Origin of the sequence: Polyangium sp. 15x6, assembly GCF_029960785.1 — a bacterium.
GTDB lineage: Bacteria > Myxococcota_A > Polyangia > Polyangiales > Polyangiaceae > Polyangium.
Map to the genome: position 1 here is coordinate 1 of NZ_JASBQE010000035.1, position 18127 is coordinate 18127.

9 protein-coding genes are annotated in these 18127 nt (G+C 66.5%); 5 read left to right on the forward strand and 4 right to left on the reverse strand.

Annotation, left to right across the window (positions count from 1 at the left end):
* A partial coding sequence (locus QHF83_RS24945; protein WP_282420497.1) for a transposase occupies positions 1-176 on the forward strand: 176 nt, incomplete at its 5' end.
* Between the two features lie 8 nt (positions 177-184).
* Here QHF83_RS24945 and QHF83_RS24950 read toward each other — a convergent pair.
* The 3 genes from QHF83_RS24950 to QHF83_RS24960 all read right to left on the reverse strand — a co-directional run bounded on the left by QHF83_RS24950 (position 185) and on the right by QHF83_RS24960 (position 5734).
* Positions 185-781, reverse strand: coding sequence for a hypothetical protein (locus QHF83_RS24950; protein WP_282420426.1), 597 nt, complete (start codon positions 779-781; stop codon positions 185-187).
* A 123-nt stretch (positions 782-904) separates the two neighbouring features.
* Positions 905-1504, reverse strand: coding sequence for a hypothetical protein (locus QHF83_RS24955; protein WP_282420427.1), 600 nt, complete (start codon positions 1502-1504; stop codon positions 905-907).
* Positions 1505-1639: 135 nt separating this feature from the next.
* Positions 1640-5734 carry a TOMM system kinase/cyclase fusion protein gene (locus QHF83_RS24960; RefSeq protein ID WP_282420428.1) on the reverse strand — a complete coding sequence of 1365 codons (4095 nt, stop codon included), beginning with the start codon at positions 5732-5734 and terminating at the stop codon, positions 1640-1642.
* Positions 5735-6167: 433 nt separating this feature from the next.
* On the opposite strand from QHF83_RS24960, the gene QHF83_RS24965 reads away from it, so the two are divergent.
* Positions 6168-11078, forward strand: a complete 4911-nt coding sequence (locus tag QHF83_RS24965) for an AAA family ATPase (protein WP_282420429.1) — start codon at positions 6168-6170, stop codon at positions 11076-11078.
* A gap of 24 nt (positions 11079-11102) precedes the next feature.
* Here QHF83_RS24965 and QHF83_RS24970 read toward each other — a convergent pair whose 3' ends face one another.
* A complete protein-coding gene (locus tag QHF83_RS24970) occupies positions 11103-13487 on the reverse strand; it encodes a pyridoxal-dependent decarboxylase (protein ID WP_282420430.1) in 2385 nt (794 codons plus the stop codon).
* Positions 13488-13673: 186 nt separating this feature from the next.
* Between QHF83_RS24970 and QHF83_RS24975 the strand changes: the two genes are divergently transcribed.
* From QHF83_RS24975 to QHF83_RS24985, 3 genes are all read left to right on the forward strand, one after another.
* A complete protein-coding gene (locus tag QHF83_RS24975; RefSeq protein WP_282420431.1) occupies positions 13674-15374 on the forward strand; it encodes a mechanosensitive ion channel family protein in 1701 nt (566 codons plus the stop codon).
* Positions 15375-15430: 56 nt separating this feature from the next.
* Complete coding sequence (locus QHF83_RS24980; protein WP_282420432.1) at positions 15431-16969, forward strand: VCBS repeat-containing protein; 1539 nt, start codon at positions 15431-15433, stop codon at positions 16967-16969.
* Positions 16970-17052: 83 nt separating this feature from the next.
* Positions 17053-18093, forward strand: a complete 1041-nt coding sequence (locus QHF83_RS24985) for a hypothetical protein (protein ID WP_282420433.1) — start codon at positions 17053-17055, stop codon at positions 18091-18093.
* Positions 18094-18127 lie beyond the last annotated feature (34 nt).

Sequence of the window (18127 nt, forward strand, 5' to 3'; positions counted from 1 at the left end):
ACCTTCGCCCCCTCCGCCGATACAAACGCCGCTGGAAGGTCGAGCGCCTCTTCGCTTGGCTCCAGAGCTTCCGCCGCATCGTGGTTCGGTACGAGCGTCACGCCGAAAACTTCCTCGGCTTCGTCCACCTCGGATGCATCGTCGTGTACCTCAGGGCGCTCCTGGACGGTTTATGAGATGAGTTCTAGCAGAAGCAGCACGGGACGCGAAAAGGCGCGGGCGTCGGCGAGAGCGTCACCTTCAGCGTAGATGCGGCGGGCTGCCCCGGTCTGCCCTCCACGACCCTCAGACGCACGCCAGGCGGAACCCTGTAATTGAAGTGCTCCTCGAGCGCCCTCGCAGGGTTTGCGAGCAGCTCCTCCTTGAAACGCTCGTCGCTCCACGCCCTGGCGAGCACCTCGCCCCACGGCTCGGAAGAGGCGAACAAGGCCGGAATGCGACCGCGGCCGTTCCTGGGCCTCCGTGGAATCCTCACCGTCAGCTCGGATGTGGCGGGCTGCCCGGGTCGGCCCTCCACGACCACCAGGCGCGCGCCAGGCGGAACCCTGTAATTGAAGTGCTCCTCGAGCGCCCTCGCAGGGTTTGCGAGCAGCTCCTCCTTGAAACGCTCGTCGCTCCACGCCCTGGCGCTCACCCGGACCCACAGTGCGGAGAAGTCCTCGGATTCCACGACCGATCTCAGTTCAGAGGCTTCGCTCTCCTCCGTCTCTGCCGCGGAAGCCGTCGATGAAAGCGCGAGCGCTGCCGCCGCGAGCGCCAAAAGGTCACCCATCCTCGTCATGCCTCGCTCTCCTTTCCACGGTCTCGAACGGCGGCCCCCCACCTCGCCCGTCCGTTCGCCTTGACGCGAACATGGGACGACCCCTCCGCCGGTCAAGCGACCGGCGTTTTCATCCCAAACGTGTCAACAGAAGCAGGCCGGAAAGCAAGGGAGGGCGAACTGGGGCATCGGCGGAAGCGTCACCGTCAGCGTCGATGTGGGGGGCTGCCCGGGTTGGCCCTTCACGACCTGCAAACGTGCGCCAGGCGGAAGCCTGTAATTGAAATTCGCCTCGAGCGCCCTCGCTGGGTCTGCGAGCAGATCTCGCTCGAACGCCTCGTTGGCCCCAATCTCGGTGCTCACCCGGCGCCACAGCTCGGAGTGGCCGGACAAGGCCGCAATGGCATCGGGGTCGGACCTCGGCGGAAGCGTCACCGTCAGGGTAGATGTGGCGGGCTGCCCGGGTTGGCCTTCGACGATCACCAGACGCGCGCCGGGCGGAAGCTTGTAATTGAAGTGAGCCTCGAGCGCCCTCGCAGGGTCTTCGAGCAGTTCCCGCTTGAACGCCTCGTCGCTCCACGCCTTGATGACCACCCGGCCCCAGAGCACGGAGAAGTCCCCGACGGGCTCGGATTCCGTGACTCGTTCAGAGGCTTCGCTCTCCTCCGTCTCCGCCGCGGAAGCCGTCGATGAAAGCGCGAGCGCCGCCGCCGCGAGCGCCCAAAGGTCACACTTCCTCGTCATGACTCGCTCTCCTTTCCACGGTCTCGAACGGCGGCCCCCCACGTCGCTCGTCCGTTCGTCTCGGCGCGAACATGGGACGACCCCTCCGCCGGTCAAGCGACCGGCATTTCCGCCTCGAAACCCCCTCCTTCGATTTCAGCGGCTCGGCGACGAACCACAGAGCTCCGCGAGGAGCGCGCGCGAATCCTTCAGATCCACGGTCTCGAAGCCCTCCGTGAACCACCCATGGGCCTCCTCCAGCATTCTCCGCGCTTCGTCGATCTGGCCCCGGGTCCGCAGGATGCGACAGAGGTCCACCGTGGCGCGCAATTCCAGCATCCGCGCGCCCTGCCCGCGGGCGACGTCGATCGCGTTGCGGAAGTGATGCTCCGCTTCGCCCATCGCGCCGTCGCCCTGCGCGAGCAGATTCGTGCCCAGCAACCGATGTAGCTCGGCCACGTAATAAAACTCGCGCAAATTCGTCGCGAGATCCAGGTCCTGCCGGAGGCGCGCGATCGCGTCTCCGAACCTCCCCACCGCGGCCTCGGACTCTGCGACGAGCGAGCTCCAATAGGGCAGCGCAGTTTGCCCACCGAAGGAGCGGTACATCGAGAGGCAGCGCGATGCCACTTCGACGTCGCACTCGACCCACGCGATCAGGGCTGTGCCCATGACCCTCCAGGGGTCGAGGCCCATTCGTTCGCCCAGATCGATGAGCTCGCAGGAGAGCTCCCGGACTTGCTCCGGCTCGCGTCGATAATGCCGAAGCCCGGCAACGTACACCAGCGCGAAGCCGAGGCTATTGGCGTGGTTCAGCTCCCGAGCCCGCGCGAGGGCGGCCATGCCCAGCGCGAGCGATCGCTCCGGATAACCCATCAACCAGAGCGACAGCGAGAGGATCGATTCGGCATGGACCTTGGGGTCGGTACCGAGCAGCACGGCATACGAATGGTGCTCTGCGGGATCGTATAGCGAGAGGGCGCGCTCCAGGCTGTCCCTAGCTTCCTCCAATCGGCCGGCGAGAAAGAGGCATTCCCCCAGCACGATCAAGGCGGCCGCCTGCTGCACGGGCTCCTTTTTGCGCTCCCCAGCGGCGAGCAGCTGCTGCGCCATCGAGATGGGCTGATCGCGGTATCCTAGATTATGGTAATAGTTCAAGAGCGTCCATGAGGTGATGAACGCGACCGGATGGTCCCCCATCCGGTCCAGGATCTCCTGGGAGCGCCGCGCGACCGCTGCGGGCTCCGGGGCCGCGTGGCCACGCGTGGCCGCCAGCGCAGGCATCAGGCTCCCATTCAGCTCGAGCTCGAGGACGGCCCGCTCCCGTGCGTCCTCGATGACGGGAAGCCAGCCGAGTGCCTCCGTGGCGTGCTCGATCGCCTCCCGGTTGGCCGACCGCTGCAGCGCCGCCATCGCGGCCTTCTGCGCATATCCAATGGCCCGCGGTTTCTGGTCCGCGGCCGCGAGGTGATAGGCGAAGAGCTCGGGCCGCGCCTCGGGGATATCGGGGAATTTTTCCTCCAGCGCCGCCGCGATACGCGCGTGCACCTCCCTTCGCGAGCGCTTCAGCATCGACTCGTACGCCGCGTCCCGGACCAGCACGTGCTTGAACAGGTAGACGGGGTTCTTCAGCCGCCGCTTGCAGTGGACGAGGTCGGAGGCCACGAGCTTTTCGAGGTGCTCGTAGAGCTCCTCCGGCTCGTGGGGGCTCACCGCGCGGAGGAGATCGATCGTGAATTCCCGTCCGATCGCCGCGGCCACCTGGGCCGTCTCCTTGGCCTTGCCGAGTCGATCGAGGCGCGCCATGAGCAGATCCCGCAGCGTGTTCGGAATGCTGAAATCCGAGAGCCGGCCGGCGAGGTGATAACGGCCCGCCTGCTCGACGAGGGCGCCGGATTCGACCATCATCTGGACGAGCTCCTCCACGAAAAGCGGCACTCCATCGGTGCGGGCGGCGATACGGTCGAGCACTTCCAGCGGGAGCGAACGCCCCGCGAGCGCCGCCGCGGCCAGTTGCTCCACCTCGGGCCGACCGAGACGCTCGAGCTTCACGTGGTGCGCCGCGGAGGGTGACCAGCGCGTCACGACCTCGGGGCGCGCGCTAAAGAGGGCGTAGACGCGGGCCGACGCGAGTTCGCCCGTGAGCTGGGTGAGGAGCTCCAGCGTGCTCGGGTCCGCCCAGTGTACGTCCTCCACCACGAGCACGAGCGGCTCCCGCTCGGCCATCTCGAAGAGCAGCGAGAGAACGGCATTCCGCAAGAGCTCCCGCGCCTTCTGCGGCGAGACATCGAGCGGCGCCCACCGCTCGGGCAGCGGGATCGAAAGGAGCGACGCGAAGAGCGGCATGGCCTCGGCGAGATCGAATCCATACTTCGTGAGCAGCGCCTCGAGCCGCGAAGCGCGGCCCTCGGCTGTCGCCTCTCCTCCCGGCCAGAGCAGCCGCATCAAGGCGTCGATGATCGGGTAAAACGGGCTGCTCATGGTGTGCGGCGTGCACCGGCATTCGAGCCACGCATGCGCCTCGCCGCGAATACGCTCCCGGAACTCGTGAATCAGGCGTGACTTTCCGATGCCTGCCTCGCCGCACACGACGACGGCCTGCCCAGCGCCGTCGCGCACCTGGCGCCAGCGTTCCAGCAGGGTCTCGAGCTCCCGTGCGCGGCCGACGAGGGGCGCCGTCCGTTCGCCCTCCGGCGGCCCCTGCTGCAACAGGTAAAGCTCCACGGGAGCCGGGACGTTGTCGAATCGGTGTTCCCCGCCCTCCTCGAAGGCGAAGTGGCCACGGAGCAGCCGGTACGTCTCTCCGCTGACCACGATGGCCCCGGGCTGCGCCAGCAAGCTCAGGCGGCACGCGAGCTTCGGCGTCCCCCCGATGACATACCCGGGGCCCGTACGCGCCGGCTCGCGCAGCTCGCGCGCGACGACCATGCCCGTGTGCATGCCGACCCGCAGCTCGGCTCGCACCCCGCGCCCTGCCTCGAGCGCGGCGCTTTGTCGGCGGATTTCGTCCATCGCGGCGAAGGCCGCCTGCGCTGCTCGCTGGGCGTCGTCTTCCCGCGCGGCCGGGAAGCCGAAGTAGAAGAGCACCGCGCCGCCGAGCGCGCCTGCGACGTGCCCGCCGCGCGCCCGCGCGATACGGACGCACGCCTCCTGCTGGGCGCCGAGGATCCGGTCGAGCGCCTCGAGCTCCACGGCGCCGGGCTTCACGCTCACGACCGTGAGGGAGCAACACATGGCCGTGATCTGCCGCCGCTCCCCCTCGATCAGCCGCGCGCGCCTCTCCCCGCTGCCTTCCGGGCCGTCGCTGCCGAGGGCCCGAGCCTCGTCCATGGTCTCTGGCGAAGATCGCGCCGTCCAGGCGCTTTGCGCGAGATCGCCGAGCTCGAGGGCCTCGAGCTCACGCAGGAGCTTCTCCGCCGTCACACTGCGCGCCGCGGACTCCTTCTGGGTCACGCGCCGGAGCATGCGCCCGAGCGGCTGGTCCGCGATCCTCGCGGGAATGGGAATGGGCGCGGGCGAGAGCTGCGCGGCCATCACCTCGGCCACCGTCGCGCCCTCGACCGCCCGCTTGCCGGTGAGGCATTCCAGGAAGACCAAACCCCATGCATAGAGATCCGATCGCCGGGTCAGGGGCAACCCGCGGAGCTGCTCGGGCGCCGCATAGGCGGGCGTCCCGAGCGATTCGTTCGTCATCGTGATCCGGCCCCCGTCGCCGCGCGCCTCCTCCATGAGCGCGCCGACGCCGAAATCGAGCACGAGCACGTTTCGCCGCGCGCCGGTGGTGGTCACGATGAGGTTGGCAGGCTTCAGGTCCCGATGGACCACGCCGCTCGCGTGCGCGCAGGCGAGCGCGTCGAGGACCTGCAGCATGAAGTGCTGCGCCTCGAGCGGGTTCAGGCTGCCCTCTTCGGCGAGCACCTTGGCGAGGTCCTTCCCGGGCACGAACTCGAAGACCGAATACACGAACCCCGGATCGGCCCACCCCGAATCGATCAGATGCACGATGTTCGGGTGGTGCATCTGCGCGCACATGCGCACCTCGCGCTGGAAGCGAGCGATTCTCTTGTCGTGCAGGGGCGCCCTCGGGTCCTCCGGGATCCGGAGCACTTTCACGGCGACCGCCTGGTTGGTGGTCCACTGCCGTGCCTTGTAAACGGTGGAGAACGCTCCCTCGCCCAGCGTCTCGAGGAGCTCGTATCGCCCTGCGAGCGCCGCGCTGATCGCCGTTTTCCTCCCGTGCGTGCCGCCCATCTCGCCACCCCTCGCCGAGCGCGTGGTGTCAAAACTAGAACGGGCACGGGTAAGCACAATACGTGCTCGTACGCGTGGGAGCCGAGCAGCATGTTGGCTCGTCCGCCGTGGAGGACGGCAGGTCGAGCCGACGCAGGCGCACGGGGTCGGCGAGGAAGGGCCCGGAAAGGACGCCCGAGCTCGACCATCTCTCTCCCTATCCCCCGGGCCAGACATCCGTGGTCAAATTCGCAAAGCCATCTCCGTAAGCATTAGCAGTATGGAGTACATCCGTCCCTAGCAGTATAGATGCGTCCGCGCTTGATCTCCCGACAAGCGCGGCTCTAGAGTGCTGGTTTCAGCAGCAATCCGCGGAGAGGGGCGCAGGGATGCGCAAAGGGGCGCGACGCGCGCGGAAGCGACGCGCCGGACAGGGGGAGCGATGTCGCAGTTCTTGGCAACTCACGAAACAACGGCCGACGTCAAGGGTTTCGAGATCACGACCAAGATCGGCGAGGGCGTCAGATATGTGACGTACCGCGGCCGCCGGTGGGCCGACGGGCTGGACGTGGCCGTGAAGGTCATGGAGGCCGATTACAGCCGGATCGCGGACGTCGCGCGCCTCAAGCATACCTACAGCATCGTTCAACGGATCGATTCGGAGAGGATCGTCAAGGTCCACGGCGTCGAGGAGCAGAGGGATAGCCTCGCGGTCATCACCGAGTATGTCCCCGGCTCCACGCTGGCCGGCGCCCTGCGAGGGCGCGGGGTGCTCGAGGTTGGCGAGTTTTTGGACCTCGGGATCTCGCTCGCCGAAGCCCTGGCCGATATTCATCGCCACGGCCTCGTCCACGGTGACACGAGGCCTCAAAACATCCTGCTCGGGGAGAGAAATCAGGTCAAGCTCACCGGCTTCGGCGTCGATTGCGTCGTGACGCGGGAGAAGGAGGAGATCTATAGCCGCCGCGTCCTGTCGGAGGTGCTCCCCTACACCTCGCCCGAGCAGACCTGCCGCATGAACCGCAGCGTCGATTACCGGACGGACATGTACTCGCTGGGGGTCGTCTTCTACGAGATGCTCGTGGGCCGCAGGCCCTTCGAGGCCGAGGACCCGCTCGAGCTGATCCACGCCCATATCGCCGCGGCGCCCCGCTCGCCCTCGGAGGCGCGGCCGGAGGTGCCCGAGGCGCTCTCCGCCATCCTCCTCAAGCTGCTCAGCAAGGGCGCCGAGGATCGCTACAACAGCGCCGAGGGCCTGCGGGTCGACCTCGCGGAGTGCCGGCGGCAATGGGAGGCCTACGGCTGGATCGAGCCGTTCGCCCTCGGCCAGCACGACAGGAGCGATCTCCTCCAGATCCATCAGGGGCTTTACGGTCGCGAGAAGGACATCCGCAAGCTCGTCGAATCGTTCGACGACGTGCTCCGGGGCAGGCGTGCGATCATCCTGGTCTCGGGATATTCGGGCATCGGGAAGTCCTCCCTCGTCCAGGAGATCTTGAAGCCGCTCGCGCGGGAAAAGGGCTATTACATCAGCGGGAAGTACGATCAGTACATCCGCGACACCCCCTACAGCGCCGTGATCCAGGCGTTCGACGCGCTCATCAAGCAGCTCCTTTGCGAGAGCGAGGAGAGGCTCGCGGCGTGGCGGGACGCCATTCTGAGCGCCCTCGGCAACAACGGGCAGGTCCTCTGCGACTTTCTGCCCTCGATCAAGCACATCATCGGCGAGCAGCCGCCCGTCCCCGCGCTCGGCCCGGTCGAGGCGCAGAACCGCTTCAACCTCTACTTCAAGAAGTTCGTCTCGGTATTCGCCCGGCCGGCCCACCCGCTGGTGCTCTTCCTCGACGACCTGCAATGGGTGGACTCGGCGAGCCTGAGCCTGATCAAGACCATCCTCGCGGACGAGGACAGGGGGGCTCTCTTCTTTTGCGGCGCCTACCGGGACAACGAGGTGAGCCCGACCCACGCCTTCATGGTCGCGCTCGAGGAGCTCGAGCAGGGCGGCATCGAGGTCGTCGATATCGTCCTCGAGCCTCTCCAGATCGCCCACCTGAGCGCCCTCATCAAGGACAGCCTCGGCGTACGCGACAGCGACGCGCTCGCCTCGGTGGTGCTGAAAAAGACGGGCGGCAATCCATTCTTCGTGAAGCGCTTCATGCGGCACCTGTACGAGGCGAAGGTGCTCTTCCGCGATCCCGCGGCGGGATGGCGCTGGGATCTGTCGGCCATCGAGCGATTGGATTACTCCGACAACGTCCTCGGCCTCATGGCGGAGACCATCCTGCGACTCCCGCCGCGCACGCAAGACGTGCTCCGGCTGGCCTCGGCGATCGGCAACATCATCGATCTGGAGGTCTTGAACGCCGTCAGTTCGTCCCCTCCCGACGAGACGTACGCGAGCCTGGAGGAAGCCATCCGCGAGGGCTTGATCGTGACCGCGGGCGAGCAAATCCGCTTCGCGCACGACAAGATTCAGGAGGCCGCCTACGCCTTGATCCCGCCGGGGGAGAGGGCCGCGTGCCATTATCGGATCGGACAGATCCTCCTCCTCAAGCTGGATCCCGACAAGGGCCAGAACCTGTTCGACATCGTCAATCACCTGAACAGCGCGGGCGATTTGATCACGGCGCCCGCCGCGCGGCTCGACTCCGCGCGGCTCAACTTGAAGGTCGCCGGGCGCGCCGAGGAGTCGGGCGCCTTCTCCGCTGCCCTCAAGTATCTCGAGCATGGCCTTTCCATGCTGCCAGAAGACGCGTGGAGCTCGGAGTACGCGTTATCGTTCGCCTATCACACGAAAAAGGGCGCGCTCGAGTCGCTTTGCGAGCGGCACGACGACGCCCTCGCGACCCTCGCCGCTTGCTTCGAAAAAGCGCAGGGGCTCCTGCACCAGACGGACGTCCGGCGCCTGATCATGAACGTGCAGATCCTGAAGAACGATCTGCTCGCCGCCCTCGACGAGGGGCTCGCCGCGCTGCGAGCGTTCGGCATCGATTTGCCGCCCTTCCCGGACGCGAACGCGCTCGCCGCCGAGCGCGCGCGGACGTTCGCCATGCTCGGCGATCGGCCCGTCGCCTCTCTCATCGACCTGCCCTTGCAGAACGACCCGGAGATCGCCGCGCTGCAGGATGTCCTGCAGGAGATGTTCACGCCCTGCTACCAGCTCGGCACGAACAACCTGGCGATCACGATCATGAAGATGCTGCAAAACACGTTGACCCACGGCATCTCCAGGAACTCGATCTTCGCGCTCATGAACTTCGGGACCGTGCTCTGCGCCAGCATGGATATCGAGAAGGGGTACGAGTTCGGCCGAGCGGCGGCCCGCCTCAACGAGATTCACCCGGACAAAAAATCCGAAGCCATGCTGGCCAACATGTGGGCGGCGTGGGTCCAGCATTGGAAGGAAGGCTATACGACCTACAAGGCGACGCTGCGCAGGGGAATGCACACCGGCGTCGAGACGGGTCAATACATCTGGGCCTTCTACAACACGGCCAATGCCAGCACGAACAGCCTTCTCCAGGGGCGCCACATCCAGGAAATCCTCGAAGAGGCACGGCAGTACCAGCCGCTCTGCAAGCTCGATAAATTCAACGCAATGACCTGGATGGTCAGCGCCATCGCCGAAGTTTGCGAGGATCTGGGCAGGCCGGCGGACGCGGACGCGTCGTCGCGCGTCGCCTGGGTCGACATGAACCTCATCAAGGAGGAAGCCCGGAAGATCAGCAACACGGCTTCGCTCTATTTCGCGAACGTATACGACGTCATCGGAGGTGTCTTCAAGGGCGCCTACGAAGAGGTCGCGGAGATGTGGGGCGCGACGGATCCCGCCGGCGACGTCATGCTCCCGGCCTGGCACGCGACCCCCTGCTTCTACTTCTATGGCGGAGTGGCCTTCGCGCGGGCTTCCATGACCGTGCCCCCGGACCTCCGAGAAGTGTACCTCGCGAGGTTCCACGATTGCGTGCGCAGGATGGACCTCTGGGCGGAGCTCAACCCGGAGAGCCTACGCCACCGCAGCCTCTTGCTCCAGGCAGAGCTCGCCCGGCTCGAACAATCCGAACGCGCGGGCAACCTGTACGACCAGGGGATCACCGCTGCCCGAGAAGGAGGATTCGCCCATGACGAGGCGCTGGGCAACGAGCTCTGCGCCCGTCATTACCTCGACCTCGGCAGATCCTTCCTCGCGCGTGCGTACCTGGCCGAGGCGCATCGGGCTTATGCTCGGTGGGGCGCCGTCCGCGTCATGGAGCGCCTCGAAAAGGAGTTTTCGCACGTGCTCCGGCCGGACGCCGGGCTGCGCCGCGTCGAGCGTGCGGCGGACGGAGATCACGCCGCGCGCGAGCTCGACCTCGGCGTCGTCATCAAGGCCTCGCAGGCGATCTCGGGCGAGATCCTGTTCCCGCAGCTCCTCCAGAAGCTGATGCACGTCATCCTCGAGAGCGCGGGCGCTCGAAAGGGGTTCGTGATCCTCCGGGAAAACGAGCGGCTCGTGATCCGGGCCGAGGGCCATATCGATCGCGCGGAGATCCGTGTGCTCCCGGCGGCGCCCCTCGAATCGCGTCAGGATCTGGCCACCAGCGTGGTGAAATACGTGGCGAGGACGGCGGAGAGTGTCGTCCTCCACGAAGGGGCGAAGAACAGCCCATTCGCCGAGGATTCCTACATCGAGAAGAGCCAGCCTCGATCGCTCCTTTCGGCGCCCATCCTCCGGCAAGGGCGCCTCGTCGGGGTGATCTACCTGGAAAACGAGCTCGCAGCCGGCGTGTTCACGCCGGATCGAATGGAGATGCTCCGGCTCTTGTCGGCGCAGGTCGCCATTTCCATCGAAAACGCGCTCCTCTATTCGAGCCTCGAAGAGAACGTGCGCGCGAGGACCATGGAGATCGAGGAAGCCAACGCCCAGATCCTCTCGCTCAATGCCGAGCAGCAGCGCCGGCAGGAGATCGAGCTCTTGCAAAAGCAGGACCTCATCGCTCAGCAAAAAGAGCTCATCCGCGTCCTCTCCACGCCGATCCTCGAGGTGTGGGAGGGCGTGCTCACCATTCCAATCGTGGGCGTCATCGACGAGGAGCGCTCCGCCGTCATCACGCAGAACCTCCTCGCGCGCATCGTCGAGACTCAATCGAAGTTCGCCATCATCGATCTCACCGGCGTCGGCGAGATGGATCCGGGGACGGCCGAGCACATTGTCCGTATCATCGGAGCCGTGCGGCTCCTCGGCGCGAGGAGCGTGATCACGGGCATTCAGCCCGCCGTGGCGCGCGCCATGATCTCGCTCGACGTCAATCTGAGCAGCATCCTGACGCGCGCCAATCTCCGCGACGGCCTGCGGGCGTGCCTGGGACGGGGCAAACCTTCCTAGCTCGATGGGGGAGACCGAGGGCGGTCACCTGCCCACGGTGAGCGCCCCCTTGGCCACGAATTGCGAGAAGGCTCCCAGGAACTCGTCGATGGATACGGTTCCGCTCCTGTCGATGTCGCACAGGCGCAAGAACTCGTCGATCTCGGTATCCCGATAGCCCTTCTCCCGGAACTTGGCCATCACTTCGCCCACGTCCAGCACGCCATCCCGGTTGGCATCGATCTCCTCGAAGATCTGGAACATCGAATCGCGCATCATCGATTTGAAGATCGCGTCCCGGAGCTCGTTTTCCAGCACGTCGAGCATCGATCCCTCGGGCGTCTCCAGGATCCACGGCTCCATCGTCGTGGACCTGAGCACCGTCACCGTGGTGCCGGGGGACGACGCGACCCCGAGGCGTCGCTTGTAATCTTCGATGAAGACTTTCCCGTAGTGCTCCTCGCTGAAGTCCGTCGTGCTCACGATCATTCGATAGCCATAGATGTCGTCGCCGGGATCGATGCTCAGGAGATCGTAGATCGCCTTGTTCAATCGATTGGCCAGGTCGAGGCTCGTGTTCAGCGAACCGTCCGGGTGCTTGAAGTTCACGGCGTAGGTCAGGATGTTCTGATCGGGCCCGATCTCGGGCAGCAGCGCCATCGCCTCCGGGTCGGACAGGAGATCGTCGACGCCGCGCCGATCGATGCGCTCGCGGATGAAGCGCCGCTCGGTCTCCACGTCGGCGCCCGAGATCTCCGCGGGCAGCCGCGGGACCGGGACCACGACGAACCGATCGTCCGGGCCCGCCATGCTGAGCAGCCGCGCGTAAAACCGCTTGCAATTGAACAGCGTCCTCCGATGGATCTGCCCGTATCCGCTCCGGGTGGGTCGAATGACCTTGTGGCTCAAATACACCGCCGCCACCGCCGCTCCCGGCTTGGAGCCCTCGAGCCCATAGATCCCCACGGTGGGCTCGGCGTCTCCGTGGAGGATGTAGGGCGCCTTGAACGTCACCATGTCGCGCATGGCCGAATTCCGATAACAGAGCGCCCCGGCCGGATAAGGAATGTAGCCCGATTTGTGCGGATCGACGGTGATGGAGTCCGCCCGGCCGAGCGCCGAGAACTGCGAGGTCACATATCCGCTCATCCCAATCTCGGGCACCGGGCCCGTGCGCTCCTCTCTCGCGCGTGGCCCCTCGTCGGGCCGCAGGATCGAGGCGAAATAACCTCCCCACGCCGCGTCCGCGTGAACCGTGAACGACAGGCCCTCCTTCTGGAGCTTGTAGCGTAGCTCGAGGATCCCCTTGAGCGGATCCACGGCGCTCTCCTCCGTGCTGCCGATGACGGCCACCACCGTGACCACGGGCCGCCGCTGCTCCAGGCAATCGCGCAGCATCTTCTCCAGCGCGGACAGGCTCATGCGCGCGTCGCAATCGACGGGAACGTCGAGCACGTTCGCCGAGCCGAGGCCCAGCACGGCCGCGGCCTTCGGGAACGAGTAATGCTTGGTGGCGGGGACGAGGATCACCGGCGATGCGGGCACGTCCGCCCCGCAGCGCCGGAAGAGCTCCTGCATTCCCAGGTGCTGGAGCGAGTGGCTCGACATGGCCTTCGTGATGGTATCGCTCGAAATGCCGTACGCCTCCGTGAGGCGCTCGGGCAGCGCGAGGATGTCGTCCACCTTCAGATTCAGCAGTGACCACGCGTCGAGCGAAACGAGGCACGCGCGCCTGCCGTCACATGTGCTCACCTCGATGTCACGCGCCGCGGCAAGGGAGGGCTCGGCTCGCAATGCATCACGGAGCGAGAGCGGGTAAAACTTCAGATTCCGCGCCGACCAGATGGCCTCGATGTTGGCCACGGTCCCGCCGCTCGTGATGTGCCCCCAGGGCCTCACGATCCCCTTCGTGGTGTCGCCGTCCTCCGGGACGGTGTACCCGAGCATCCGGCACAGATCGTCGCCCACGATCATCTCCAGGATGGTCGTGGACGTCGACCCTTCGAATGCGACGTTGTTGGGGTTGTAGAGCATCGCCGCGAAATACCCCAGGATGCTGGGGAGCGACGTGTCCCAGTTCATGTGCCCCTGATACCGGCCGCTGAAGAAGGGCACCGATTTCTTGAGGAACGACATCAGCGACCGCAGGTTGTCCTTCAGCGAGTCCATCGCGTGGAGATAGGACGGATGCCGCTTGGCCTGCTCGGTGATGTGCGTGGGATCCTGGGGGTGGAAGTTTCGCCTCCAGAAGGAATGGTCCCGGATGGCCTCCACGATGAGCTTCTCGAGCTCGTCCGCGTTCTCGGCCTTGGTGCCCAGAAACCACGCCTCCGGCGACCTGGTCCCCGCGCCCTTGAGGAATGGCCTCTCGCCGAACTTGAAATATTGCTTCACGCTCGACCTTCCCGCCCGAGCTTTCTCGTCGCTCATCTCTCCACGACCCTTCCTGCCCCGCTCTCCCAAAGCATCCTACAGCGCGGGCGAAAACCCTATACAGGAGTGAGCCCGTCGAATCAAGGACTGCCACCCGCGCGAGCCGTGCCGGCTTGACGCGGGAAGGGGGCCTGGGTACGACGTCTTTTCGAGCCTGCCGAGAATCCGTCGCGGAGGACATCGATGACCTTGCCGAATCTCGATTTGCTGCTCCACAACCTCGCCGCCCTCTGCATCGTGATTGTCGTGCTGATGTTGCTTTCGCAGCTCATCGTCACGGCCATCCTGCGCCTCTCCAGCGTCCTCCTCAGCGCCTCCGTGCTCGGCGACAAGGCGGCGGTGAAGGACGTCGACGCGGAATTCCGACGGCGCGTCCGGCGCAGCGCCGTCGTCGGCGTCGCTCTCCTCGGGCTCGTATCGCTCGCGGCCATGGGCTTCCTGAGCCTCCGGGGGCTCCGGGCGCTCGATCTGGCCCTGGCCTTCGTCGCGCGCCTCCGCGAGGAAGCCTCCGGGCCTTTCAAGACGCGCCTGCTCTCGTCGGCGGGAATCGTCCTCGGCGCGCTCGTCGTCGACGCCGTCGCGAGGGCCATCGTCGCCGCGCTCGGCAAGGGGCTCGCGAACTGGAAGGTCGACGAGAAGCGGCGCGAATCCCTGGGGGACGCGCTGGGCCGCCTCCGCACTGCGTTGCGGACGGTCGTCCTGGGCGGGACGGCCGTCCTCGTCGCGGGAGAGCTCGCGCCGGGCGTGCAGCGAAGCGTCCTCCTCGGCGCGTACGTCCTCGGCGCGTTTTACGTCAGCCGATTCGCGGCGAACGCCGCGCACGTCGTCGTCGACGTGCTCTTCGACCGATCGACGCGGCTCACCCGGCTCGAGAGCCCGCTGAAATACCTGGGCAGCCTGACCCACCTCGCGCCGATCACGAAGCGCGTCATCGATTATTTCGTTTATCTGTCGGCGGCCACGTGGGTGGCTGAAGCCTTCACGCCCGACACGTGGCTGGCCCATGGGGGGCGGATTGGCATTCGAATCCTCGCGATCTTCTATGCGAGCCGCGTACTGGTCGAGCTGTGCGTCCTGTTCGTCCAGGAAATCTTCCTCGGCAACGTCGACAAGGAAGGGGAGAAGGAGAACCTCCAGCAACGAAGGACCTTGGTCCCCGTGGCCGTGGGCTTCTTGCGGTATGGGATCTATTTCTCGGCGCTCGTGATGGTGCTCCGGGAGGCCTCCATCGATCCGACGCCCCTGCTCGCGGGCGCGGGGGTCATCGGCGTCGCCATCGGGCTCGGCGCGCAGGCGTTCGTGGGGGACATCGTGGCTGGGTTCTTCATCCTTTTCGAGAACCTCCTCCTCGTGGGCGATCTCGTGGAGGTGAGCGGGGTGCGGGGCAAGGTGGAGGAAATCGGCGTGCGAATCACGAAGATTCGCGATGACTCCGGCGTGCTCCACGCGATCCCGAACGGCGAGGTCCGCAAAGTCGCGAACCATTCCAAGGCCTACGTGAACGCCATCGTCGACGTGCACGTGCCCTACGAAGAGGACCTCACGCGCGTGCGGTCCCTGCTCGCGTCCGTGGCCGAAAAGGCGCTGTCGGGACAGACGAGCCCGAACGGCCCCATCGAGGTCAAGGTGCAGGAGCTCAACGAGGGCTCGGTCCTCCTCCGCGTGATTGCGCGTGTGCCGCCTGGACAGGACGAAGACCTCGGGGACCTGCTTCGGGAGCGCATCGTGAACGAGCTGCGCGAAGCGAAGATCGGAGCGCCCCGCCCGCGCCGCGCGGTGTTGATCGAAAGCAAGATTCGCGTCGGCGCGCCCCCTCCCCCGGAGCCGGTGGAGGAGGATGGTGGGCCGCCGCAGCCCTTCTCGCTGCCGGCCGCGGACGCCTGACGCGGCCTTGCCTCCACGCTGGAGCCCGTGCTACCCACCGGGCCCTTCCCTCGGCGATGCCATCCCTGAAGCGTCTTTTGCCCGGTGCGCTGCTCTTTCCGCTCGCGGCCTGCGCCGCGCCGGGCCCGCCCCGGAGCGAAAATGCTCCCGCACGTCAGGCGAGCGCCCAGGAGCCACCTCTCGGCCTCGTCCCTCTTGCCAGGGATTACACCTGGAAGACCGAGGCCATGGGCCTTTACGAGACCGGCCTTTTGCTCGCGGACATCGATGGTGATGGTCACGCCGATCTCGTCACCGCCAGCGGCAACGACACCGGACTCCAGCCGCTCGCCATGTATCGCAACGACGGCAAAGGCCACTTCCCTGCCCGGCCGAGCTTCCTGTCCGAGGACCTCGACGCGAACATGAACCTCGCCGTCGGGGACATCGATCTTGATGGATTCCTCGACGTGGCCGTCTCCACGCTCGGCCCGCCGTATGGCACCGGCGGGGTGAAGATCTACTTCAATCGGCAAGGCACGCTCGAAAAGAAACCCTCCTTTCGTTCCCGCGACGTGTATAGCTCCTTCGCTTGCGCGCTCGGCGATGTCGACGGCGATGGGGATCTCGATCTCGCCGTCTCCGTGATGGCCGAGCCGGGAAGCCCGGAGGGTGGTTCTGCGCGCGTCTACTTCAATGAGCGAGGCGTGATTGCAGATACCCCCGGCTGGAAGGCCCGCGAGCGGATCTTCGGCGCCGGTATCCTTTTCGCCGATGCAGAGCAGGATGGATACCTCGATCTCGTCGTCGGTGGGTCGCGGGTCTTCGTGTATCGCGGCGGGCCCTCCGAAAGCGGCTCGGCCGCGCTCTCTCCCGAGCCGTGGTGGGTCTCCGGGGAAGGCCCCTTGGTTCCTTATCTCGCTGCCGGCCCGCTCGGCCGCGCGGGGAGGATTGCCCTCGTCGCCTCGCGGAATGATCTCCTCTGCTTGTTCGCCGGCAAGCCATGCCCTGCGCCCCGGTATGAAGTTTACCAGCCGGCGCTCGGGGGGTATGCGCCGACATGGCGCTCCTCGTCGAGCGGCCTCGGCTCCGGGATCCGGCTCGCCGATATCGACGGGGATGGCGTGACCGACCTTTTGGGCGGCTCCTGGGGAGAGACCCGGCCCGACGGCGGGCGGCTCGAGATCTACCGCGGCGAAAAAGACGCATTCACGCGCGAGCCCGTCTTCCGCGCCACGCGTGCTCACGCGAGCTTGATCCAGTCCATCGACGCCGCGGATCTGCGCGGCGGCGCCACATGCCCGCGCCTGCACCGCGCGCTCCTTCCGCGCCGCGCCGCCGTGCTCACGCTTCCCGAGGCGTTGATCGGGGGCGTCACCGGGATCCGGAAAAACGGCGTCGCGCTCGACGGGCGGCGCGATTACACGACAATCCCGGCCGCGCCCTGGATCTCCTTTGCGAAACCGCTCGAGGCCGGAGATCGCCTCGAAATCGATTATACCCGCCCGAGCTTCGTCGACGTCGTCGTCGCCAACCAGGATTGCGGGATCGGTGTTTATCGTTACGACCACCACGCGACTGCGCCGCGTTGTGCCACCCAGGAAATGGATCGCTGAGGCGCCCCGCCAAACACCGCGCTGGCAGCCGCGTGGCATGTTGATTGCTTGATGCTACCTCTCCGCGTGGAAAAGACAGCTCGATGATTCTTTCTCCCTTGCAGACGCTCGACTGGTTCGCGCCCAGGGTGCCACCGGCGCTCGTCTCCGCGGCGGCCTTCACGCGCGTCCGGCAGGCGGCGGCGGTGCTCCCCGCCGCCCGCGGGCTCAGCTTCGAGTGTTACCTTGGTGCGGATTCCCAGCGCGTGGATCTCGTGGCCTGCTTCTCGCACGCCTGCGGCTGTGACGAGCTCGCGGCCGGCGCGTCGCGGGGCGAACCCGGCTCGCACGTGGAATCGGTCTGGAAGGACATCTCGGCGCTTTGCAGGGACTGGGCCGATCCGGCGAACGTGCTTCACCGCATCCCGTGCATATTTCTCGAATTCGACCTGCACCCGGACCGCGAGGGTGTCCCGGCGCCCCTCGCCACGGCCTGTGTGCAGCCCGCGTTTTTCGACGGCAAGGTCGTGAAGACGACCGATCCGGGGGCGGACGACGTGGAGCGAATCACGCGGCGCGTGCTGCATCTGCTGCACGGAGGCTCGCTATCCTCCAGCGTGGAGCGGAAGCTCCGCGCCTGCCTCGACGAATTGCCCGAGGGATCGAACGTGACGCTTGCTTGCTCGCACAAGCCGCGCGGGCTCGACGCCGTGCGCCTCATCGTCTCGATGCCGCGGCGCGAGGTCGTCGCCTACCTGCGCCGCGCGGGATTCCCGGGCTCGCTTTCCGAGGTGGAAGATCGCTTGCTCACGTATGCCGATTTCTCGAGCCACGCGGACATCTACCTCGATATCGGCGAGGAGCTCCTCCCCATCACGAGCTGCGCCTCCGCCGTCCTGCGCTCGCCCGACGATCGCCGGCTCCACGTGATCACCGATCGGCTGGTCGAATGGGGGCTCTGCTCGCCCGCGCGCCGCGACGCACTCGTGGCCTTTCCGGCGCGGCGGAATGTCGTCCTCCCCGGCACTGCGTGGCCCACGGTGCTGATCGAGGCCGTGAGCTTCAAACTGGTCCACCGTCCCGGCCAGCCGCTCGAGGCGAAGGGATATCTCGAGCTCCAGACGGCATTTTCATTGGCGGATTGATCGAACCCGCACCCCTCGAAAGGAACCAAGGTCC